This window comes from Rhodothermus bifroesti (assembly GCF_017908595.1).
Classification (GTDB): Bacteria; Bacteroidota; Rhodothermia; order Rhodothermales; family Rhodothermaceae; genus Rhodothermus; species Rhodothermus bifroesti.
The window spans coordinates 145,254-165,321 of record NZ_JAGKTL010000002.1 but is presented as its reverse complement, the minus strand read 5'-3'; the positions used below and the strand labels follow the sequence as shown (position 1 = coordinate 165,321).

Annotated in this window: 21 protein-coding genes; 14 read left to right on the top strand and 7 right to left on the bottom strand. The window is 53.0% G+C overall.

What is annotated here, in order from left to right; all coding sequences use genetic code 11:
- Window positions 1-522 carry a hypothetical protein gene (locus J8E65_RS04405; protein ID WP_237181658.1) on the bottom strand — a complete coding sequence of 174 codons (522 nt, stop codon included), beginning with the start codon at window positions 520-522 and terminating at the stop codon, window positions 1-3.
- On the opposite strand from J8E65_RS04405, the gene J8E65_RS04400 reads away from it, so the two are divergent.
- The 3 genes from J8E65_RS04400 (at window position 521) to J8E65_RS04390 (ending at window position 3,253) form a co-directional block, all read left to right on the top strand.
- Window positions 521-1,318: a heme ABC transporter ATP-binding protein gene (locus J8E65_RS04400; RefSeq protein ID WP_237181656.1), complete on the top strand. Its 798-nt coding sequence runs from the start codon at window positions 521-523 to the stop codon at window positions 1,316-1,318. The genes J8E65_RS04405 and J8E65_RS04400 overlap by 2 nt on opposite strands.
- Window positions 1,315-1,881: a cob(I)yrinic acid a,c-diamide adenosyltransferase gene (locus tag J8E65_RS04395; RefSeq protein WP_210374195.1), complete on the top strand. Its 567-nt coding sequence runs from the start codon at window positions 1,315-1,317 to the stop codon at window positions 1,879-1,881. The genes J8E65_RS04400 and J8E65_RS04395 overlap by 4 nt, the downstream gene beginning before the upstream one ends.
- Before the next feature lie 97 nt (window positions 1,882-1,978).
- The gene (locus tag J8E65_RS04390) at window positions 1,979-3,253 is read left to right on the top strand and encodes a peptidoglycan DD-metalloendopeptidase family protein (RefSeq protein WP_210374194.1); all 1,275 of its coding nucleotides are present in this window, start codon (window positions 1,979-1,981) and stop codon (window positions 3,251-3,253) included.
- On the opposite strand, the gene crtI is transcribed toward J8E65_RS04390, so the two are convergent.
- From crtI to J8E65_RS04365, 5 genes are all read right to left on the bottom strand, one after another.
- Window positions 3,211-4,725 carry a phytoene desaturase family protein gene (crtI, locus tag J8E65_RS04385; protein WP_210374193.1) on the bottom strand — a complete coding sequence of 505 codons (1,515 nt, stop codon included), beginning with the start codon at window positions 4,723-4,725 and terminating at the stop codon, window positions 3,211-3,213. The genes J8E65_RS04390 and crtI overlap by 43 nt on opposite strands.
- Entirely contained in the window at window positions 4,722-5,423 is a 702-nt protein-coding gene (locus J8E65_RS04380; RefSeq protein WP_237181652.1) for a lysophospholipid acyltransferase family protein, read from the bottom strand. Before J8E65_RS04380 ends, crtI begins: the two co-directional genes overlap by 4 nt.
- Window positions 5,420-5,899 carry a hypothetical protein gene (locus tag J8E65_RS04375; RefSeq protein ID WP_210374191.1) on the bottom strand — a complete coding sequence of 160 codons (480 nt, stop codon included), beginning with the start codon at window positions 5,897-5,899 and terminating at the stop codon, window positions 5,420-5,422. Before J8E65_RS04375 ends, J8E65_RS04380 begins: the two co-directional genes overlap by 4 nt.
- 71 nt (window positions 5,900-5,970) lie before the next feature.
- Window positions 5,971-7,722: a carotenoid biosynthesis protein gene (locus J8E65_RS04370; RefSeq protein WP_210374190.1), complete on the bottom strand. Its 1,752-nt coding sequence runs from the start codon at window positions 7,720-7,722 to the stop codon at window positions 5,971-5,973.
- Window positions 7,692-8,591, bottom strand: coding sequence for a MerR family transcriptional regulator (locus tag J8E65_RS04365; protein ID WP_210374189.1), 900 nt, complete (start codon window positions 8,589-8,591; stop codon window positions 7,692-7,694). Before J8E65_RS04365 ends, J8E65_RS04370 begins: the two co-directional genes overlap by 31 nt.
- Before the next feature lie 79 nt (window positions 8,592-8,670).
- Between J8E65_RS04365 and J8E65_RS04360 the strand changes: the two genes are divergently transcribed.
- The 10 genes from J8E65_RS04360 to J8E65_RS04315 all read left to right on the top strand — a co-directional run bounded on the left by J8E65_RS04360 (window position 8,671) and on the right by J8E65_RS04315 (window position 18,209).
- Complete coding sequence (locus J8E65_RS04360; protein ID WP_210374188.1) at window positions 8,671-9,417, top strand: SDR family NAD(P)-dependent oxidoreductase; 747 nt, start codon at window positions 8,671-8,673, stop codon at window positions 9,415-9,417.
- Between the two features lie 14 nt (window positions 9,418-9,431).
- Window positions 9,432-10,874, top strand: coding sequence for a cryptochrome/photolyase family protein (locus tag J8E65_RS04355; RefSeq protein WP_210374187.1), 1,443 nt, complete (start codon window positions 9,432-9,434; stop codon window positions 10,872-10,874).
- Window positions 10,871-12,130 (top strand): FAD-dependent oxidoreductase, encoded by a 1,260-nt coding sequence (locus J8E65_RS04350; protein WP_210374186.1) that lies wholly within the window; start codon window positions 10,871-10,873, stop codon window positions 12,128-12,130. The genes J8E65_RS04355 and J8E65_RS04350 overlap by 4 nt, the downstream gene beginning before the upstream one ends.
- Before the next feature lie 24 nt (window positions 12,131-12,154).
- Window positions 12,155-13,690, top strand: coding sequence for a phytoene desaturase family protein (locus tag J8E65_RS04345; protein ID WP_210374185.1), 1,536 nt, complete (start codon window positions 12,155-12,157; stop codon window positions 13,688-13,690).
- On the top strand, window positions 13,687-14,439 hold the full coding sequence (locus J8E65_RS04340) for a lycopene cyclase domain-containing protein (protein ID WP_210374184.1): 753 nt from the start codon (window positions 13,687-13,689) through the stop codon (window positions 14,437-14,439). Before J8E65_RS04345 ends, J8E65_RS04340 begins: the two co-directional genes overlap by 4 nt.
- Window positions 14,402-15,361: a YbgA family protein gene (locus J8E65_RS04335; RefSeq protein WP_210374183.1), complete on the top strand. Its 960-nt coding sequence runs from the start codon at window positions 14,402-14,404 to the stop codon at window positions 15,359-15,361. The genes J8E65_RS04340 and J8E65_RS04335 overlap by 38 nt, the downstream gene beginning before the upstream one ends.
- 89 nt (window positions 15,362-15,450) lie before the next feature.
- On the top strand, window positions 15,451-15,882 hold the full coding sequence (locus J8E65_RS04330) for a YkvA family protein (RefSeq protein WP_210374182.1): 432 nt from the start codon (window positions 15,451-15,453) through the stop codon (window positions 15,880-15,882).
- Complete coding sequence (crcB, locus tag J8E65_RS04325; RefSeq protein ID WP_210374181.1) at window positions 15,879-16,271, top strand: fluoride efflux transporter CrcB; 393 nt, start codon at window positions 15,879-15,881, stop codon at window positions 16,269-16,271. Before J8E65_RS04330 ends, crcB begins: the two co-directional genes overlap by 4 nt.
- A complete protein-coding gene (locus J8E65_RS04320) occupies window positions 16,268-16,612 on the top strand; it encodes a DUF190 domain-containing protein (protein WP_210374180.1) in 345 nt (114 codons plus the stop codon). The genes crcB and J8E65_RS04320 overlap by 4 nt, the downstream gene beginning before the upstream one ends.
- Window positions 16,578-18,209 (top strand): M28 family peptidase, encoded by a 1,632-nt coding sequence (locus J8E65_RS04315; protein WP_210374179.1) that lies wholly within the window; start codon window positions 16,578-16,580, stop codon window positions 18,207-18,209. The genes J8E65_RS04320 and J8E65_RS04315 overlap by 35 nt, the downstream gene beginning before the upstream one ends.
- 3 nt (window positions 18,210-18,212) lie before the next feature.
- Here J8E65_RS04315 and J8E65_RS04310 read toward each other — a convergent pair whose 3' ends face one another.
- Window positions 18,213-19,325 carry a mechanosensitive ion channel family protein gene (locus tag J8E65_RS04310; RefSeq protein WP_210374915.1) on the bottom strand — a complete coding sequence of 371 codons (1,113 nt, stop codon included), beginning with the start codon at window positions 19,323-19,325 and terminating at the stop codon, window positions 18,213-18,215.
- Between the two features lie 203 nt (window positions 19,326-19,528).
- Here J8E65_RS04310 and J8E65_RS04305 point away from each other — a divergent pair, with 203 nt between their 5' ends.
- Window positions 19,529-20,029 (top strand): hypothetical protein, encoded by a 501-nt coding sequence (locus tag J8E65_RS04305; protein WP_210374178.1) that lies wholly within the window; start codon window positions 19,529-19,531, stop codon window positions 20,027-20,029.
- Window positions 20,030-20,068: the final 39 nt, after the last annotated feature.

Sequence of the window (20,068 nt, the reverse complement as noted above, 5' to 3'; positions counted from 1 at the left end):
TTATTGCGGCTGAATCATCAGGTCACCGTAGGATACCAGATCATTGCCCCGGTAAATGCGCAGTCGATGGAGGCCCGCCAGTCGTGAAAGGCTGCCGTCACGGGCTAGTATTGCCGGATTAAAGGTGAAGACATATAGCCCAGGTTGCGACAGTGAAGCCGATTCGTCCAGCAACCGTAGGCGCTTTTCTTCGTCTTCAGCCCACAAGCTTAGCGTGCCGCTTAAGGGCGAAAATACATGAAAAGGCAGCCGCACTACGCCCCCTGAAAATGGGTTCGGATAGGCGGGATCAAAACGCAAATAGCCACGATACGCTGGGGCTACGCGCCAGTCGTCTGGGTCCTCGGCAAGCACCTGCCCATTTTCATCGGTGCGCGTAAAGCCTTCGGGGGGACGAAACGCGTCCCGCACAAAGTCTTCCTGAGGTGCACTGCTGCAGCCTAACAGTCCTCCCAGCAAAAGGAGAATCCAGAGCTGGGGTTTTAGCGTAGCAACCCCCCGGCATCCTGGCATGCACGGCATGATACCGATCATTTCAGCAGAAGCGCTGAGCGTCTCGCTTGGTGGACGTACGATCTTGCACGGGCTCACTTTTGAGATCTCGGCGGGTTCCTTTGTAGGGCTCCTAGGGCCCAATGGCAGTGGCAAGACAACGCTCCTTCGAGCGCTCAGCGGTGTGTTGCCTTACAAAGGCCGGTTGCAGCTGGAGGGGCGACCGCTGCGGCAATGGCCCCGACGTGCTTTGGCGCGCCGCGTGGCCGTCGTGCGCCAAGCCCCTACACTGAGCTTTGACTTCACCGTTGAGGACGTAGTTCTGCTGGGGCATGCGCCGCATAAAGGTTGGCTAGCGCCTTTTACCGCGCAAGACCGTGCAAAAGCGCGCAAGGCGCTGGCAGCTGTTGACCTGGCTGACGCAGCTCATCGCCTGCTCCACACCTTGAGCGGTGGGGAGCAGCAGCGCGTGTTTCTGGCCCAAGCACTTGTGCAAGAAGCGGACCTGTTGCTACTGGACGAGCCCACAGCCCACCTAGACGTCCACTACCAATTTGAATTTTTGGAGCGCATGCGTGCCTTAACCGCCGAGGGCCGCACAGTCGTAGCCGTATTTCATGACCTGGAGCTGGCTGCGCGCTATGCCGACCGCTTGTTGGTGCTCCATCAAGGACAGCTGGTCGGCGACGGCCCTCCCGAAGCCGTATTAACCGAAGCGCTGATTGCGCGTGTGTTTCGCATGGCCGCGCGCCTTTGCCGCCTGGCTGATGGAGCCCTTTGCATTCATTACCTTTATCCAATTCCCGAACTGGCGCTTTCTCCATGAAGATCTATACCCGAACCGGCGACGACGGTACCACCGGACTTTTTGGCGGGGATCGCGTTCCTAAACACCACCCAAGGCTGGAGGCTTACGGGACGGTCGATGAGTTGAATTCCTTCTTAGGATTGGCGCGTACGTACCTAGCGCCTGACGACCACCAAGCAGAAGCCTTGCTTGTCCAGCTCCAACGCCTGCTCTTTGAAGTCGGAGCGGATTTAGCCACACCGCTCCATAGCCGAGCCCGCATCACGCGCATCACGCCCGAGCATACCGAGGCCCTGGAACAAGAAATCGATCGCTTAGAAACTGTATTGCCTCCCCTACGGCATTTTATTTTACCAGGAGGGACCCCAGCAGCTGCAATGCTTCACGTAGCCCGCACGGTCTGCCGACGCGCGGAGCGCTGCGTGTCTGCACTAGCGGAGCAAGAAGCCATTAATCCCGAGCTACTTCGGTTCTTGAACCGACTCTCCGATTTGCTCTTCGTACTGGCGCGATGGGTGAACCACACCCATGGCATGGCCGAAACACCTTGGAAATCTTCATTCCCTCGCGCTTCTTCTTGAAGAAACGGTGAGATGCCGTGCAGGATTATTTCAGGGATTGTATATTGGGCCTGCCTTTTACCTTGGTGTGGGTTGTTTTAACCAACTGGTGTAAGCCGTGCGGACCCCGTGGTTTTTAGCGTTGCTTTTAGGGATTAGCCTGTACGTAACCCTTCACCTAATCTCGTTTTCCACCCCCCCTCCTACTGTCGAGAAGTCTAGCCCTCCAGAAGTGCTGACCATTACCTACGACGCTTTTGGCATTGAGGAAGGCGAGTATGAACGGCTGACGCATCGCATTCGTCAGGGTGAAACCTTCGCAGCAATACTGGCGCGTTACGAAGTGCCCTACAACGACATTCTTGCGCTCACGCAGGCCGCAAAGGGGGTATTTAACATCCGTCAACTTCAGGCCGGACGGCTGCTGCACGTTTATCGCGATTCCACAGGCGCCCAGCTGTTTGTCTATCAGCCAGATCCTGTACGCTTCGTGGTTTTTGACCGCCGCGAACCTGTGCACGTCTACTCTGGTCGGCGTGCTGTAGAGCGCGTGCCGCGCGTGGTGCACGGTACCATTCGCGGTTCGCTTTACGAAACGCTACAAGAGGCAGGTGCTGATCCTGAACTCGCTGTACGGCTTTCAGAAATCTTTGCCTGGCAGATTGATTTTTACCGTATTCAACGCGGAGATCGGTTTGTCGCCCTTTACGAGGAAGCCCGCATTGATGGCGAAACCATAGGGGTCGAGCGCATACTGGCTGCTCGTTTTCAACATCAAGGAGAAGATTTTTACGCATTTCGTTTTGAACATGCCCCGTTAGGGGACTACTACGATGAACAAGGGCGCAACCTGCGTAAGGCCTTTTTAAAAGCGCCGCTACGCTACAGCCGCATTACTTCTCGTTATAGCCTAAGCCGCTTTCACCCGATTCAAAAACGCTACAAGCCGCACCTAGGTACGGATTATGCAGCACCTGCTGGCACGCCTGTCTATGCCACCGGAGATGGCGTGATCATCGCGGCAGGCTATGATCAGTATAATGGCAACTACGTTAAAATCCGGCACAATGCGGTGTATACCACGGGTTATTTGCATTTCTCACGCATTGCCCCAGGCATTCGTCCGGGCGTTCGCGTGCGTCAAGGCCAAGTGATCGGCTACGTGGGTAGCACGGGCTTGGCTACGGGTCCCCACGTATGTTACCGCTTCTGGAAAAACGGCCAGCAGATTGACCCGCTCCGTGAACCTATGCCGCCGGGTGATCCTGTACCCGACTCCTTACGTAGCGCTTTCTTTGCGCTTCGAGATCAACTCATGCCGCATCTTCGCTTTGAAGACAGCGAGTCCCTTTATGCCCAAGTAGCTGTTCGGGAAGTTGCCCTTACGTTGTAGTCTTGAGCAATGGCATAGGCCGTTGCTTCTGCTGAAAGCAACACGCCAGGCAACCCAGCTCCGGGGTGTGTTCCAGCCCCTACAAAATACAGCCCCTGCACGTCTTCACTGCGGTTGTGCGGGCGAAAATAAGCCGTTTGCAGCAGGCGCGGCTCGATGCTAAAGGCACTGCCATAAGGCGTAGAAAGTTGCACGGCAAAATCTTCTGGCGTAAACCAGTGCAAAACCTCGAGCTTCGCTCGAAGTCCTTCAAGTCCCCAGTTTTCTAAAAAGCTTAGGAGCCGATCAGCATAGCGGGGCGCTTCGACTTTCCAGTTAACCCCTGATAGGAGATTGGGTACCGGGGCCAATACATAAAGGCTTTCTCCACCTTCAGGAGCCATCGAAGGATCTGTACGCGTAGGGGCATGGAGATACAAGCTAAAGTCGGCAGCCAAAATTTTTCGGTCAAAAATATCCCGAATCAACTCCCGATAGCGGTGCGAAAGGATAAGTGTATGGTGCAGTAACTGTGGGTAGGTTTGTCGCACGCCCAGGTAAAGCAAAAAGCAGCTCATGCTGTAGTGCAGGCGAGCAATGCGACGATCGTTCCAACGCCGGCGATAGGTCGCATCGACGAGGTGTTGATAGGTAAAGCCGGGATCAGCATTGCTGACGACCAGCTTAGCCTCATAAAAGCCCTTAGCTGTTTCAACGCCCTTAACCCGTCCGTTTTTGACCACAATATGCGTTACTGGCGTAGCGGTATGAATGATTCCTCCTAATTCTAAAAATACACGGGCCATAGCTTCTACTAAACTGTACATTCCTCCTAGTGCAAACCAAACCCCTTCTTTCCGTTCTAAATAAGGAATCATGATATAAACCGCCGGTGCGCGAAACGGATTGCCGCCGATAAACAAGGGGTGGAAGCTATAAAGAAAGTGATGACGGAAATCTTTGAAAAAACGCCGTGCAAAACGACTTACAGGCTGCACGGCTCCCAAGCGTAGGGCTCTAGGAAGAAAAGCCAGCAGCTTGCCGACTGTATCAAAAGGCCGAGCCCCTAATCCTTCCTGCATAACAGCTTCATAAATAGGCTGCGTAGCCTTCATAAAACGGTCATAGTGCGCAGCGTCTTTCTCATTGAAGCGCGCCATTTGAGCACGCATGCGCTCTGGATCGGCTGTGTAGTCGATATACGTACCGTCGTGGAAATAGACACGATAGAAGGGATCTAGCGGCACAAGCGAAACATAGGCTTCTAGATCGCGTCCGGCAATTGCAAACAAGTGTTTAAGCAGAGAGGGCGCTGTAATCAAACTTGGGCCCATATCGAACGTATAACCCCGGTCCAGAAGCTGATAAGCCCGCCCTCCTACACGTGCACGCTGCTCAAATAGGATCGTCTTAAAACCCATAGCCTGCAGCCGGATAGCAGCCGCTAAGCCGCCAAAACCGCTGCCGATAACCACTGCGCTTTGTTCCTTCATGATGCATTTGAGATTGAATTGACCAGGTCCGCAACAAACTGAGGCCAACGCGCTTCAGCATCTTCGCCTACTTCACTAAGCCACATCAATAACCGATCTAGGAGGTTTTGGGTCGCTGCCTCTAACATCTCTGGGCTAGGGTCTTCGGTAGTGTCTATAGGCCTGCCTAGTATCACAAAAGCCGTAGGTCCTGGATAGCGCAACGGCTCCAGGTGTAATGCAACCGGTATAATCCATCCCGGATGCACGGCACGCACCATTAGACGAATACCGGGCTGAAACCGCAAGGGACGCGCAAAAGAGGGTCTAATCTTTCCTTGTGGAAAAAACGCCAGCCAGTAAGGTCTACGCTTGCGTTCTTGATGCAAAAAGCGAAACAACCGACGTAGAGACCCCACATTCCCAGGATCTATCCCTAAAGCCCCCATCCAGCGAAACCAGAAAAACCGTTGCCGCTGCGCACTAAGCATTACAGTGTATAAAGGCATATGGGCTGCTAAACGATGATGCACAGCCCGAAGTAAAAAGCCATCCCACCAGCTTACATGATTCGCACACAGCAGTACGGCACGATCAGACCCTAGAGGCGGGCTGGATTCAGCAATAAGCACACGGTGCAAACATAACCATCTATAAGGAGCAAAAAAGCTAAAAAAAACCTTGACTACGGGTCTACACCAGCAAGCAGGCTTGTTCATGGCAGCGTAAGCGTAGAATGCCTCAGCTGAGCATAGAGCGACTGGAGCTGCGCCCGCTGCGCGGGCTCAAGGGGTGCGTTTGCTAGTAAAAATTCTACCATCATGCGCTGATAAGCAGCTGGCAAGACTGCCTCTCCGAGGAGCAGTTGTGTTGTAAGCATTTGCATATCTTGGCGAGCCATAGTCTTGCGCCCTAAGAAAAACGGCAAATAGTAGATACTCAAAAGACGCAAGATTCTAATTTCCGTATGCTTAGGATCTTGATCAACCAACTGGTCTAGCACAGGCAAACCTTGCTGAAGGTAATTCATTTTAGCCTGAGGCCAGAAGGCATAACGGGCTTTCATGACCATCAGCGCTGCGCGATACGCCTTTACCAGTTCAGGAGGAAGTTGCTTGGCATGCTGATCTAGAAACGCTAACCCGTGCACAATTGCGGTCTCTTGCTCTGCACTTTGTAGATAATACCAACGCACACATTCTATCGGTGCGGTTTGGGCCATTTCACACTTTGGTGCATTTACAAGAAAAAAGAGCATTAGCAGTGTCATGTTAAGGCGGATTTAAGCTTGGGGAAACCATGCAAACGCCAAAGAGCATGCAAAGCTAAAGCTGACTTTTCAATCATTGAGATATAAGCTCGGCGCGTGAGGTTGTTATAGCTATTGCGTCGCAAAGCCCTATGAATGCCTTGGTATAGCTCTAAAGCTACAGCGATAGCTTCACGCATGCGGGACGGCAATGCCGGGACGGCTTCCCAGGCCGCAGCGTAGTCATGCTCGGCGCGCTGCATAATTTCTTCAAGAAGCATAGGGTAAGCAGGGTTTAAAATGCCTGTTTGCTGCATCTGGCGTAAAGTTGCCTCATCTAAACCATAGGCTGCTAAACGCTCAGCGGGCAAGTAGATGCGATTACGCAGCAAGTCTTCCCCTACATCACGTACAATATTGGTGTACTGCATTGCTCTTCCCAAGGCTTCGGCCCGTTTTAATAGGTTGGGCTCTGTTATACCCATCAGATAGCACATCCATAAGCCTACCGTTGAGCCTACACAATAGGCATAATGATCCAACTCGGGATATGACCTCAAACGCACGGGACCAATGTCACTTCTTACGCCATCAAGCAGTGCTTGAACTACCACCCAAGGCAATCCGCTTGCGCGCGAACGCTGCATTAGCTCGTCTAACCAGCGCAATCTAGATGGCCTCCCATCGTAAGCATCCTGCACGCATTGTTGCCAAAGCTTGAAGCGTTCATGCAGCAGCTCAGGAGACACCGTACGCTCAGCAGCGTCAATCAAATCGTCGGTGAGGCGACAAAAACCGTAAAGTAGAACTACTTCCCTCCGAAAACTTGATGGAAAAAAGCGAGCAGCAAAAGCAAAAGAGCGGGCATGGCGAGCAAAAAAACGTGACGGATCATTTTCGAACTGAGCTGCTTGCTCCCCGGAGGTTGCGGACCTGCCAAGCGCAGCCAAACGCCGGCGACCTCGCCTGATGATCCCCCAAGCTAAAGCAAGTGCTCCCAAAGTAGCGCCAACGGCCCCCCAAAGTCCCGCTGCAGCTAGCATACCTAAAGGCATCAAAAGCACAGCGCCATAGAACGCCGTCATCCAGCGCGCATCCAACATCACTGCCCATCGCGTACTACGCATCAGCTCTAGCGTAATCATGATCCCTAGACCCGTCAGCGCCCATCCAGCCAGATTGATCAAAGGCATACCGTAATACAGGCCTTTCTCTTCCCAGGTCCAGTAAGAAGTTAGATAACTCATAGCTGGATCTAGGCTCAGATCCCACACCACCAGTAAGTAAGTCGCTAGGAGCACACGGCCAAACCACCGCCGCTCCGGAAAAGTTTTATAGGCTAGGGCAAAGCAAGGCACGGCCATTACAAACCAACTCAAGGGTATCAGATAAGGCACACGTCCAAACCATTTTTCCCCTAAAAGGGCGGTATAGCGGTATGAGCCAAAAGGTAGGCCGTACGTTGTACCTAGAGTTTCGCTCAGCAAGCTCAAAGCATACACCACAATTGCTGCTGGAACCCACTTTAGTCCAACACGGCGCGCCAAGTAAACCACAATCACCAGCGCTGTAAGCAGCACGTGCAGGCGGGCAAAAAAGGAAAACGAGCGCACATAAAAAGGCGCAAGCCCAGGCCAGCGTCCCAAAAGCTCCGGATTTAGCCCAAAGACACCAAAGCCTGCAACCGCAACCAGTGTAAACCCATACAGGCCATAGAGTAGAAATCGGTCAACTTGCCCTAACGTTGCGCGTGATGTTGGTAAAGCCATAATTCAAAATCTTCAAGTTTTTGGAAGATAACTATTTCTTTAAAAGATCCATGGATACATCTAACCGCTGCAGTCCCTTTACCTCCAAGGATGAGCGTATATGGACAATCTGGATTGTAAAGTTGATCGAGCACCCGAATCGTCCGTAAAACATCAGCACGCCCTAGCGGTGGCACAAAAGAAAGCGCCACAAGGCTTGCCCGCCACTGTTGCTGTTGCCATCCCACTTCTTCAGCTGGAACATCAGCTCCTAGGTAAAGCACCCGCCATCGATGCTCCTCTAAAATGAGACGCACTAAGAATGCTCCCAATTCGTGCTGCTCGCCTTCTGGGCAAGCTACAAGCGCTATTGGCTCTTCAGGCTCCTGTTCTACATGCCTAAGCGCATAGAGCGCATCCACCAGCACTTGGGTCATTCGATGCTCTTCGCCAATGCCTACCTCGCCCACTTCCCAAGCTGCACCAACCTGATCCATCAAAGGCCCCAGCAAATAATCACCCAAGCTGGCTATCGAGACGCCGTAGCGATAAAAAAATAAAATAAGCCGGATTAAACGTCCGCTTTTTCCCTCTTTAAGCCACTGATACATTAATGCAAGCAGTTCTTTGGGCACCATGCCTTGGCGCAACTGCTGCAACCCACGCCACACCTTAGCCTCATATGGCGCAAACCCTAAAAGGGGAATGCGCAGTTGCTCCTGCTTTGCAAACATGAGCAGCGTTTGCAGGGAAAATCTGCGATGTCCCCCAGGTGTACGTACAGCCTCTAACCGTCCCTCGTCACTCCATCGCTTAATCGAAGAAACGTGAATTTCCAGTAACGCTGCAGCCTCTGTAGAGGAAAGGATTAATTCGTCTTTATCTAACATAAGATCGAATTTTGACTTTATTATCCTTGTTATTATATTAGTAAAAAAGATCAAAAGACACAATTGATCACGTCTCTATATGCAGGGCTGTATTTTGATCTTTGGTGCCACAGGGGGCATTGGGTCTGCGCTAGTCCAAATTTTACATCAGCGTGGACAGGAGGCTTTGGTGTTGGTGGCTCGTCGGGCTGAATCGCTACAGGCTTTGGCTTCAAGGTATAACGCCTTAGCGATTCCTGCTGATGCACGTGATCCCCAGGCAGTACGATCCGTTTTTGAGAAAGCCCAAAGCACGTATGGTAAGGTTAGCGGTATTGCCCATCTGATAGGTTCTATATACCTCAAACCATTGATGGCCACCCCTCCTGAAGAAATGGAAGAAGTTCTCGCTCAAAACTTCTGGAGTGCGTTTCATGTGCTACGCCAGGGGGTGCGTGCCTTGATGCCTCAAGGCGGGAGCATTGTACTTACAGCTTCAGCTGTTGCCCTTCATGGGTTGCCCAACCATGAAGCGATTGCTGCTGCTAAGGGAGCTGTGATTGGGTTGGCACGCTCGGCAGCAGCCACCTATGCCCGTCGGGGCTTACGCATTAACGTGATTGCACCAGGACTTACACAAACCCCTTTAACTGCTTCCCTTTTTTCACGCCCAACCGTTGTAGAGCTGTCTCGACGCTACCACGCCCTAGGACGGCTAGGTAAGCCAGAAGACGTAGCACAAGCTATCGCTTTCCTACTGGACCCAGCTAGCAGCTGGATTACGGGACAGGTGCTTGCTGTGGATGGCGGACTCTCAAGTCTAACGGTGCTTGAACCTGCGGCATAGTTTTTTGCATCCCTATGTCCCTTACCTTACTGCTGTTTTCTTCTGGGGATCTTCGGCTTACAGAAAACCCCGCTTTAGAAGCCGCCTTGCGCACGGGAAGGCCGATTGTGCCGGTGTTTATTTGGCACCGCAAGGCTTCCGGCTTTGCTCGCCTTGGTGCCGCTCGGCGATGGTGGTTGCATCACAGTCTAGCATCCTTGGATGCTGAGCTGCGCCAGCGCAGTAGTCGTTTGATTTTGCGTGTAACAGATGATCCTATCCAAGAACTTGGATTCCTGCTAACCAACTTACCTGTCAGTACGTTGTGCTGTAATCGTCCACTTTTGCCTCATGAGCGATACACCCTAACAAAGGTCATGCATCTATGTCAAAAGGGCATCCATCTTATAGAAACGGATGGATGTACCTTGATGAATCCATCTGAACTTCGAACGCAAAACGGCGATATCTACCGCGTCTTTACTCCATTTTGGAAAGCGCTTCAGCAGCATTACACTCCGCCCACCCCTTTTATTCCACCAGCCACGTTGCCTGCGCCCGAAAGCTGGCCGGAATCTGCTCCTTTAACGGCACTCGAGCTCCTACCTAAACCAGACTGGGCTACTGAAACTATCGCTCAATACTGGAAGCCTGGAGAAACGGCTGCCTGGGGTCTGCTGCGACAATTCTTAGCCTACGGCTTGCCGCATTATCACCATAATCGAGACCGACTTGATCGGGACCTGACCTCCCGGCTTTCACCTTACCTTGCCCATGGGGAAATAAGCCCACATTTAATCTGGCGGGTAAGTGGCGAGGCGCAGAAAAATGGTATCTCTGCCCAGGCGGTAGCTGCCTTTCGTCGCCAGCTTGGCTGGAGAGAGTTTGGGTATTACCTACTTTATCACTTTCCGGAAACGGTAGAGCAGCCGCTTCGTTCGGAGTGGGCAAGCTTTCCTTGGCGCACCGAGGCACCAGAGCTCTACGCCTGGCAGAAAGGCCAAACGGGATATCCGATCATCGACGCGGCCATGCGACAGCTTTGGTGCAGCGGTTGGATGCACAACCGCGCTCGGCTGCTTGTTGCTTCGTTTCTCACCAAGAACCTGCGTATCCATTGGCTGCGCGGAGCTGAATGGTTCTGGGATACGTTGGTCGACGCGGATTTAGCCAACAATACCCTGGGCTGGCAGTGGGTGGCTGGCTGCGGGGCCGATTCGGCCCCCTATTTTCGCTTATTTAATCCAGTGCTACAAAGTAAAAAATTTGACCCCGAGGGGCTCTACATTCGCTATTGGCTTCCAGCCCTGGCCTCCTTGCCTACCTCTTGCATTCACAGTCCCTGGGAGAACGATTGCTGCCAGCAACAGCTCCATGCAACCAGCTATCCCCGCCCACTTGTCCCGCTTGAGAAAAGCCGAAACGAAGCACTCGAGATGTATGAACGATGGAAAACACAACTAAGCCAACCCCTATGAAATCTCCCGAGGTTGCCGTTATCGGTGCTGGTCTGGCAGGCCTGCGATGTGCTACCCTCCTACATGCCCAAGGCCTAGAGGTACACGTTTTTGAGCGTCAAGAGGGCGTAGGAGGGCGCGTACGCACTGATCTCATTGACGGGTTTCGGTTAGATCGCGGATTTCAAGTATTACAAACTGCCTATCCCGCAGCACAACGAGCCTTCGACTACAAGGCGCTCGATCTTCATTGTTTCCCTTCGGGAGCTTTCGTGTTTTCTGAGGGGCATTTTTATCCTTTTTTTGATCCTTTACGGCACCCAGACCAGCTGTGGGGGACTCTTAGAAGCGGCCTACTTCAGGCTAAAGACTTGATTGCTTTTTTGCGCTTAGCTCGCCAACTGGAAACGGTAGATCTAGAGGCACAACCGCAAGCTGAAGCTAACGACAGCACTGCTTTAGAAGCCTTGCAACAGCTCGGATTCTCTGAAAAATTTCTCCAGCGATTTCTAAAACCTTTTTTCAGCGGTGTATTTCTAGAACGCGCACTTGATACAAGGGCTGAAAAGCTCTTTTTTGTACTTAAGGCTTTTCGTGAAGGATACGCAGCACTCCCAGCTCAAGGGATGCAGGCGCTGGCTGAACAACTTGCTCGACAGTTGCCCCCTGAGCATCTCCATTTGAATTGCGCTGCAGTATACGTCGAGCCTAATGGTAGCGTGCATCTGCACAACGGCGCTGTAGTTCGGCCACGCTATACTGTATTAGCCACCGATGCAGCAGCACTCAGCAAACTATGGCCGCATCACCATTTTGCAATGGCATGGAACTGTGAAACAACCGTCTATTTTGCCACTGAGCAAAGCGCAGGTGATCTACCCGAGGTGCTACTTGTCGAAGGCGAGGCGGAGAGTGGGCCAGTAGCAACGGCAGCAGCGCTCCATCGAATCGCTCCCTCGTACGCTCCTAAAGGAGCCGCATTGATTTCAGCCAACATGCCAGGTTTGTTACTGGAGCGCGAAACCGATGCTTTCGCAGCCGCTCGACTTCAATTGCGCCGCTGGTTCGGTAAACAGGTCGATCGCTGGCGCCCACTGGCCTGCTATCCTATCCGCTATGCTCTTCCTGCAGAACTTAAAGGCTGGCGTGCCCCTTCACCAGCGATAGGTCAATCGGTATGGCTCTGCGGCGACTATCTAGGGCCAGCTTCCATTCAAGGAGCACTCTGGCATGCTGAGCAGGTGGCGCATAAAATCCTTGATCTCCACCATTTTTAATCCCTGCACTTTGGCAGGCCGCATATGCACGATGCTGATGTCCTTGTGGTAGGAAGCGGACACAACGCGCTGGTGGCTGCTGCATATCTGGCCCGTGCAGGCTACCGGGTCATGGTCTTTGAGCGTCGCCCACAGCCAGGCGGTGCAGTTTCAACCATAGAGTACCTTCCGGGGTATCGCTTTGACCTAGGGGGTAGCGCGCACATTCTGATTCGCCTCACGCCTATTGTGGAAGAGCTCGAACTGCACCGTTACGGACTAGAATACCTTGAGCTCGATCCCCTTTTTGTGGCCCCTTTTGAAGATGGGGAAACGCTCTTTATCTATCGTGATTTAGAGCGCACTGCTGCCCATCTCGAAACGCACCAGGCTGGTGAAGGTGAAGCCTACTTTCGGTTTTGTCAAACATGGCAGCCCTTTGCTGAAGCAGTATGTGAGGCATTTTTACGTCCACCAACACCTTGGGCTATAAGCCGCGCTTTTGCCTTTCGACGAGGATTACCCCGCTGGCTATGGAGCCTGCCTCGTATTCTCAAACCGTTTGGGCAAGTACTTGAAGAAGCTTTTCGCTCTACAAAACTTAAAGCTCTTATGGCTTGGATGGCCGCCCAATCGGGCCCTCCTCCTAGCGAACCCTTAAGTGCACCATTTGTGCTTTGGCATCCGCTGTACCACAAAGGCGGCATTGCCCGTCCACGTGGCGGCTCGGGCATGCTTTCTACCGCCTTGCAGCGTTGCATTGTAGCACATGGTGGACTCGTGTACACCAGTACCCCTGTAGCAAAGCTACTTTATCACAACGGACGCGTACAAGGCATTGCACTGCACAACGGCGACACTTACACCGCCCGAGCCGTGCTTTGTGGCACGCATCTTTTAGAGCTCATCGATCATCTTTTACCCATTCCTGAACTGCAAGCACTGCGACCGCTCCTTCGGGTAGGTAATGGCTTTGGAGTTATGCTGCGCCTAGCGCTCAATGCTCCGGTACGCTATGCAGCTACAGATAGTCCAGAAGCACGCATTGGCCTGCAATTGCTTTGCCGCTCAGTCGATCAAATCGAACAGGCCTACGGAGCTTATCGCATGGGTCAGCCTGCCCAAGATCCCCCTCTGCTAGCCATGACCTTTAGCGCAATTGACGACACGCTAGCACCACCAGGCGGAGAAGTGCTTTGGCTTTGGGCACAATATTTTCCATATGCATTAAACTGCGGATCTTGGGAAACATGGGCTCCCCAAGTGGAAAAATGCCTACTTGATCAGTTTGAGCGGTATGCCCCAGAAACGCGCAAGCACATTGTAGGCGCTCTGTTTCAACATCCGGTATGGCTAGAACGTGAACTCGGTTTGCGGCACGGTAATGTGATGCATCTGGAAATGAGCATAGACCAGATGTTTAGCTTACGTCCAGCCCTAGGATGGTCAGCTTATCGCACACCCGTGCGCGGTCTTTACCTAACGGGAGCCAGCACACATCCCGGCGGCGGTATTATGGGCGCTTCAGGCCGCAACGCGGCTTACCTTCTTTTAGAAGATCTAGAACGAGGACGGCTATGAAATACCTCACGTTTTTGCTTGTTTTTTTGGTAATTCCCATAGTTTTGCTTGCATTCTACAACCGCAAGCAACTACCTATGAGGCGCATTCACCGTCCTCTAAGTACCCTTATGCTGCTAAGCCTCATTGCTTTGGTGTATACTACGCCCTGGGACAACTACCTGGTGTACCGCGGCGTTTGGTTATATGGAAGCAACCGGGTTATTGGCACTATCGGCTACGTGCCCATTGAGGAATATTTGTTTTTTCTATTGCAGCCCCTATTTTTGTCCTTGCTTTTTTTAGCCTTTCTACCTAAGACTTTTTTCCCACCTAAACCTAGTCTACGCTGGCACTCCAGCCATTGGAAGGGTACCCTGATCTACAGCTTACTAACGTTTTTAGGCGTAGTAGCCTTGAAATACGAGCGTTTATTGTATGCTGGCTTGATCCTCGTCTGGGCAGGACCAGTTCTGCTAGGACAGTGGGCCTTTGGTGCGCATTTGATTCGTACATACGCCCCAACTGTACTAAAAGCTTTGAGCGTAGGAGTCACCTACCTTTGGATCATTGATTCCTGGGCTATCCATGATCAAATTTGGACCATAGCTGCTCAGACCAGTACTGGTCTTAAAATCGGGCCCTTGCCTGTAGAAGAAGCGCTTTTTTTCTTCCTAACTAGCTTAATGGTCCTGCAGGGACTTGCGTTACTTTTACATCCTCAAACGACGCATGACGTGGACAACACAACGGCTCCGCATAGGCATTAGCAGTTGTCTACTCGGAGAACCAGTCCGTTTTAATGGTGGCCATGCCCGCGACCGCTCGTTACTTGAGCTGTTGGGACCTTACGTGGAATGGGTCCCTGTTTGCCCAGAAGTAGGCGCAGGCATGGGAATACCGCGTGAAGCAGTCCGACTCGTCGGCGATGTACACGCCCCTCGGCTGGTGGGCGCTACTACAGGCCAAGACTGGACTGAAGCCATGCGCATTTGGACTGAAGCCCAACTTGAACACTTAGCTCTACTGGACTTGGACGGTTATATTTTCAAAAGTCGCTCCCCCACCTGCGGGCTTTTTCGTGTGAAGGTTTACGACCATAATGGCATCCCTCATAAGGAAGGCCGTGGCCTGTTTGCCGAAGCTCTGGTACGCCGCTTTCCTCTATTGCCTGTGGAAGAAGAAGGACGCTTGCAGGACTCTTTACTACGTGAAAACTTTATAGATCGATTATTTGCTTATCATCGGTTGCGACAGTTTTTACAAGAAAATCCTTCTCCTCAAACCTTAGTTCGCTTTCATACAGCCCACAAACTGACCTTAATGTCCCACAGCCCCAAGCACCTTAAAAGCCTTGGTCAACTGGTTGCCAAAGCGGGCAATGCGCCCTGGGAAGAGCTGCTCGAAAGCTATGCCCAGCAGTTTATGTCAGCCATGAACGTAATGGCCACACGCAAAAAGCACGCAAACGTCTTGTTCCATCTGGCAGGATATCTGCGCGACTACTTACTTCCAGAAGACCGAGCAGAGCTGCACACGCTAATTGAAGACTATCGCCAAGGCCTCGTGCCCCTCATTACACCCATTGTGCTGCTACGCCACCATTTTCGGCGCTTTCCCGTACATCCTTGGATTCGCACACAGGTGTATTTAGAACCCTACCCCAAAGAGCTCAGGTTGCGTAATACCTAACGGCCTTTTAACATAATTTTATGCTTTGTAGCCCCCCTATTTTACCGAATGCCTTATATTCTTTAAGGTTTTTGCTACCTTGGCACACGATGTCACAAGAAGTTGCTCCGCTGCACACGCGGGCATTTACCTTAGCGTTTCGGGCTGCGCAGCGCGCCCTTACCCGTCGGAGCCGATTGCTACGGCTGGTTATGCATGGTTATCGCCGGCTGGTGCTCAACCAAGCCGGCCTAACCCCAGTACGCCGTGAGGTGCAAACGCTTTTGCGCCTGGTGCAAGCTTGGGCGCGCGGTGAGTATCGCGCGATTCCCTGGCGGTCGCTGCTCTACGGTGTAGCAGCCCTGGTGTACTTTGTTAATCCGGCTGACCTCATTCCGGACGTGGTTGTAGGCTTGGGTTTGGTCGACGATGTAGCCGTGGTGGCTGCAGTTGCCCGTATGCTTCAGTCAGATCTTGAGCGCTTCCGGTTATGGGAGAGCACCCAAAAGTCCACCCGACGGCCACCTCAACCCAAAAAATGACCAAACTTTTGCTCATTGCTCTTGGAGGAGCTGTTGGTGCCCTTTTGCGCTATGGCATTTCAGGTCTAGTTTATCAATGGTTAGGCCCGGGATTTCCTTGGGGAACGCTGGTGGTCAACTTAACAGGATGCTACGGCATTGGCCTACTTTGGGCGTTTTCGGAAGTGTTCATTATGCCCAGCTACGTCTCACCGCTGATTTTTGTCGGGCTCTTTGGGGCTTATACGACGTTTTCGACATACGGACTGGAAACTTTGAACCTGCTACGCGACAACCAACTGCTGCTTGGGCTCCTCAATCTGCTCGGAAGCAGCTTGCTAGGGCTATGCTGCGTTGCCCTGGGATTTCTAACCGCTCGCCTGATCCTGCATGGAGGGGGTTGGCTATGACCCAGTTGCCCAAAGAGGGGGTTCTGCTGCGCATTTTTATTGGTGAGACCGACCGCCATCACGGACGGCCACTTTACGAGCAGATTGTACTGAAAGCGCGCGAACTTAACCTGGCTGGGGCTACCGTGCTGCGCGGCCTGATGGGCTTTGGGGCTTCTAGCCGCGTGCACACGGCCAAGCTGCTTCGCCTCTCAGAGGACCTACCAGTTGTCATAGAAATTGTAGATACCGAGGAAAATATCCAGAAAATCCTACCTTTTCTGGAGGAGGTCGTGCAAGAAGGCTTAATCACATTGGAGAAAGCCCATGTTATCCGGTATCGCCATCGCACGGAAGCTTAAACCAACGAGCCTGCTGCTTATCCTGTGCTGGGCCCCTGCGCTTTGGGCACAGGAGCCGGTCGATACCGCGGCTATACGGCTCATTCGTGAGGAAGGTCTAGAACGCAGCCAGGTCATGGAGACGGTTTTCTGGCTAACCGATGTGTATGGCCCACGCCTGACCGGATCGCCCCAGCTCGACAGCGCTACGGCCTGGGCAATGCGCCGATTGGAAAGCTGGGGCTTAGCCAATGTGCACCGCGAACGCTGGGGCCCCTTTGGCCGCGGCTGGTCGCTTGAGCACGTTCGCATGGAAGTAACGGCACCGGTACGTTTTCCTGTGCTGGCCTATCCCAAAGCGTGGTCGCCCAGCATCGACGGCCCAGTTACGGCCGAGGTGGTGCGCTTTGATGTCGAAGACACAACCGCTTTTGCAACTTACCAAGGTAAGCTCCAGGGCAAAATTGTGCTCTTGGAACCGCCTCGTGCGCTTAAAGAACCTTTTGAGCCGCTGGCGCGGCGCCGCGACGCCGAAGACTTGCTGTCTCTAGCCAATGCGCCAGCATCAGGAAGCAGCACGCCGCGCTACAGCACTGAGGTGCTCCGCCAGAGAGCGCTTGCGCAGCGTCGACTGGAGTTTCTTTACCAAGAGCGCCCATTGGCCATTTTAGACCGAGGCTATCGTGGCGACTACGGCACGGTCTTCGTAGATGGAGCGGATGTGCCTACCCCAACCGCCGCGTTCTGGGATGTACGATTTGGCCCCTGGGCAACCAACGCACAGGTGATCCCTCAATTCATCGTAGCTGCGGAGCACTACAACCGCATTTACCGGCTGCTTGAACGAGGCTTTCGCGTGGAAATGACAGTCGATCTCAAAGTTGCCTTTCACGAAGAAGACCCGTATGCGTACAACCTGATTGCTGAGCTGCCTGGTGCCGATCCTGAAATAGGCGATGAACTGGTCATGCTGGGTGCCCACTTCGACTCGTGGCATGCAGGCACAGGAGCTACGGACAATGCGGCTGGCTCGGCCGTCATGATGGAGGCCATGCGTATTCTCAAGACCGTCTACGATCGGCTTGGGCGCAAGCCGCGTCGAACCATCCGACTGGCGCTTTGGACAGGCGAAGAGCAAGGCTTACTGGGCTCGCGGGCCTACGTCAACCAGCACTTTGCCGAGCTAGGCTCCTGGGGACAGCCCCCAAGACGTCTTAAACCCGCCCACGAAAAGTTTTCTGTCTATTTTAACCTGGACAACGGCGCCGGTAAGATCCGGGGCATTTACACGCAAGGTAACGAAGCCGTTGTACCCATTTTTCGCGCTTGGCTGGCACCTTTTCACGACCTCGGCGCGGCTACCGTCTCGCTCCGCAATACGGGAGGGACCGACCACTTGTCGTTCGATGCTGCTGGACTGCCAGGCTTTCAGTTCATTCAAGACCACTTGGCCTACGGCACGCGTACACATCACTCGAACATGGACGTCTTCGACCATCTGATCGAAGACGACCTCAAACAAGCAGCTACCATCATCGCTGCCTTCGCCTACCATGCGGCTGAACGCGACGCCCGCCTGCCCCGCAAACCCTTACCGCAGCCTGAAAATACACCCTAACGCTTAGACCTGTTCAAGCGCTGCGTTTCGTGCTGGCTCAGCGGCAGGCTGCATGGGGTAGACGTAAAGCGTCTGCGTCGGATAGGCAAACTCGATCCCTTCCTGTGCAAAACGCGAAACCAAGGCCAAGTTAATCGCCTGCTGAATGTTCATGTAAACCGTATAGTCTGGGCTCAGCACCCAGTAGACCGCTTCAAAGTTGAGCGAGGACGGACCAAATTCTTTGAAATGCGCCCGATCAAACCGCACCAGTTCCTGCGACTCAATCGCCTCTTGGATCATCTGCGGAATTTTTTCGAGTTTTTCTTTCGGGGTCTGATATACGACACCGATGGTAAAGGCAACGCGCCGCTCTTGCATGCGCTTAAAATTACGCACACGGCTTTTGAGCAGGTCGCTGTTGGAAAAGATAAGCTGCTCACCGGTCAAACTACGGATACGTGTCGATTTTAGGCCGATATATTCAACCGTGCCCAAGTAGTTATCCACAATGATGAAATCCCCCACAACAAACGGCTTGTCGAGCACGATTGAGAGCGAAGCAAACAGATCCCCCAAGATGTTTTGCACCGCCAAGCCAATGGCCACGCCAGCAATGCCCACGCTGGCAATCAGCGCCGTGATATCGACACCGAAGTTATCAAGCGCCACCAAAAGCACGAGCGTCCAGAGCGCCAGTCGCCCAATAAATCCTAGGGCCTGCATCGAGGTAACGGCCGCGGGGTCTTGATCCAATTTTTGCTGACGATAGCGCTCAACATACAAGGTGATCAGACCACTTCCCCAGCGTACGATCTGCAAAAGCAGCAGCACAAAGGCAATGCGGCCTCCCCAGCGAATCACTACGCTGGGCAGTTGCACGATGGCTGCAGCAGCATAGAAAGCCAAACCCACCAGAAAATAAGCCCGCGTCCGGTGCAATACGTTCGCTACGATGTCATCCAGATGGGTCCGGGTGCGCTGGGCCAGCGCCGTAAGTCGATTGGCCAGAACCCATCGCAGGCCGATAAACAAACCAGATAGCGCAGCCCAAACCCCTAAGGCTTTAAGCCAGTCTACCAAAAGCGCGCCCGCAACTACGATTGGTTCCCCTTGATAGAAAAACTGCAACAGCATGTGCATGATGCTTTCAGTTTTGGTTCAATGAGACCTTTGGCTTTAAAATAGGGCTAGCTTCCAGAAGGGCAAGTAAAAAAGCCGGAAGTTTCTGGCTTTTTTGGGCCTGATAAAATTTATCAGGCCCTTTGTGAACGCGGAACAGCCCGCAGGCATGACGGTTGCATCGCTCTGCTTTTTAAGCAGCATGAAAGACCGGCATTATGGAACCTGTCAGTGAATTTCAACCTGAGCGGCGCGTTGGCCCAACCGTTTCCAAGGAAAAATGGGTCAGCCACGCGAAAAACAAGCTGGCCCGGGGATACGTGTTGATTGTAGGCACCACCCGTCGTAATGCCAACTTCTACCTTCGTGGTAAGGGCTACGAAATGTGCCCCTACGATATTGCTTGCCTGATGATCAAGCAGGGGTTGGTCGTGCAGACGGGTACGCATCATCTGGGGGTCATTTATGAGCTAGCCCCTGAGGTTAAAGCGGAGCTACAACAGGGACAGCGGCAGCGGCCGCACGTAGTGGAGGAACCAGATGAAACGGACGAACTGGGCGCGATCCTGGAAGCTCCTGAAGATGTGGCCGCTGAAGTAGACGAAGAAATCGAGGAAGAACTTGAAGAAGAGGCAGAAGACTTAGAAGAGGCGTTGGACGAAGATCTGGACGAGGAGAACTTCGAAGACGATTTTGAAGACGACGAAGAGAAAGATTAGCCTTTGGGATTTGATGAGGGGCGATGCACAAGCGACAGT

Bases quoted from the DNA above. Each gene is read 5' to 3' on its own strand.
- J8E65_RS04330 (WP_210374182.1), top strand. From the start codon at position 15,451: ATGTCACAAGAAGTTGCTCCGCTGCACACGCGGGCATTTACCTTAGCG.
- J8E65_RS04305 (WP_210374178.1), top strand. From the start codon at position 19,529: ATGGAACCTGTCAGTGAATTTCAACCTGAGCGGCGCGTTGGCCCAACC.
- J8E65_RS04340 (WP_210374184.1), top strand. From the start codon at position 13,687: ATGAAATACCTCACGTTTTTGCTTGTTTTTTTGGTAATTCCCATAGTT.
- J8E65_RS04360 (WP_210374188.1), top strand. From the start codon at position 8,671: ATGCAGGGCTGTATTTTGATCTTTGGTGCCACAGGGGGCATTGGGTCT.
- J8E65_RS04395 (WP_210374195.1), top strand. From the start codon at position 1,315: ATGAAGATCTATACCCGAACCGGCGACGACGGTACCACCGGACTTTTT.
- J8E65_RS04335 (WP_210374183.1), top strand. From the start codon at position 14,402: ATGACGTGGACAACACAACGGCTCCGCATAGGCATTAGCAGTTGTCTA.
- J8E65_RS04350 (WP_210374186.1), top strand. From the start codon at position 10,871: ATGAAATCTCCCGAGGTTGCCGTTATCGGTGCTGGTCTGGCAGGCCTG.
- J8E65_RS04365 (WP_210374189.1), bottom strand. From the start codon at position 8,591: ATGTTAGATAAAGACGAATTAATCCTTTCCTCTACAGAGGCTGCAGCG.
- crtI (WP_210374193.1), bottom strand. From the start codon at position 4,725: ATGAAGGAACAAAGCGCAGTGGTTATCGGCAGCGGTTTTGGCGGCTTA.
- J8E65_RS04400 (WP_237181656.1), top strand. From the start codon at position 521: ATGATACCGATCATTTCAGCAGAAGCGCTGAGCGTCTCGCTTGGTGGA.
- J8E65_RS04310 (WP_210374915.1), bottom strand. From the start codon at position 19,325: ATGCTGTTGCAGTTTTTCTATCAAGGGGAACCAATCGTAGTTGCGGGC.
- J8E65_RS04315 (WP_210374179.1), top strand. From the start codon at position 16,578: ATGTTATCCGGTATCGCCATCGCACGGAAGCTTAAACCAACGAGCCTG.
- J8E65_RS04370 (WP_210374190.1), bottom strand. From the start codon at position 7,722: ATGGCTTTACCAACATCACGCGCAACGTTAGGGCAAGTTGACCGATTT.
- J8E65_RS04355 (WP_210374187.1), top strand. From the start codon at position 9,432: ATGTCCCTTACCTTACTGCTGTTTTCTTCTGGGGATCTTCGGCTTACA.
- J8E65_RS04380 (WP_237181652.1), bottom strand. From the start codon at position 5,423: ATGAACAAGCCTGCTTGCTGGTGTAGACCCGTAGTCAAGGTTTTTTTT.
- crcB (WP_210374181.1), top strand. From the start codon at position 15,879: ATGACCAAACTTTTGCTCATTGCTCTTGGAGGAGCTGTTGGTGCCCTT.
- J8E65_RS04345 (WP_210374185.1), top strand. From the start codon at position 12,155: ATGCACGATGCTGATGTCCTTGTGGTAGGAAGCGGACACAACGCGCTG.
- J8E65_RS04405 (WP_237181658.1), bottom strand. From the start codon at position 522: ATGCCGTGCATGCCAGGATGCCGGGGGGTTGCTACGCTAAAACCCCAG.
- J8E65_RS04320 (WP_210374180.1), top strand. From the start codon at position 16,268: ATGACCCAGTTGCCCAAAGAGGGGGTTCTGCTGCGCATTTTTATTGGT.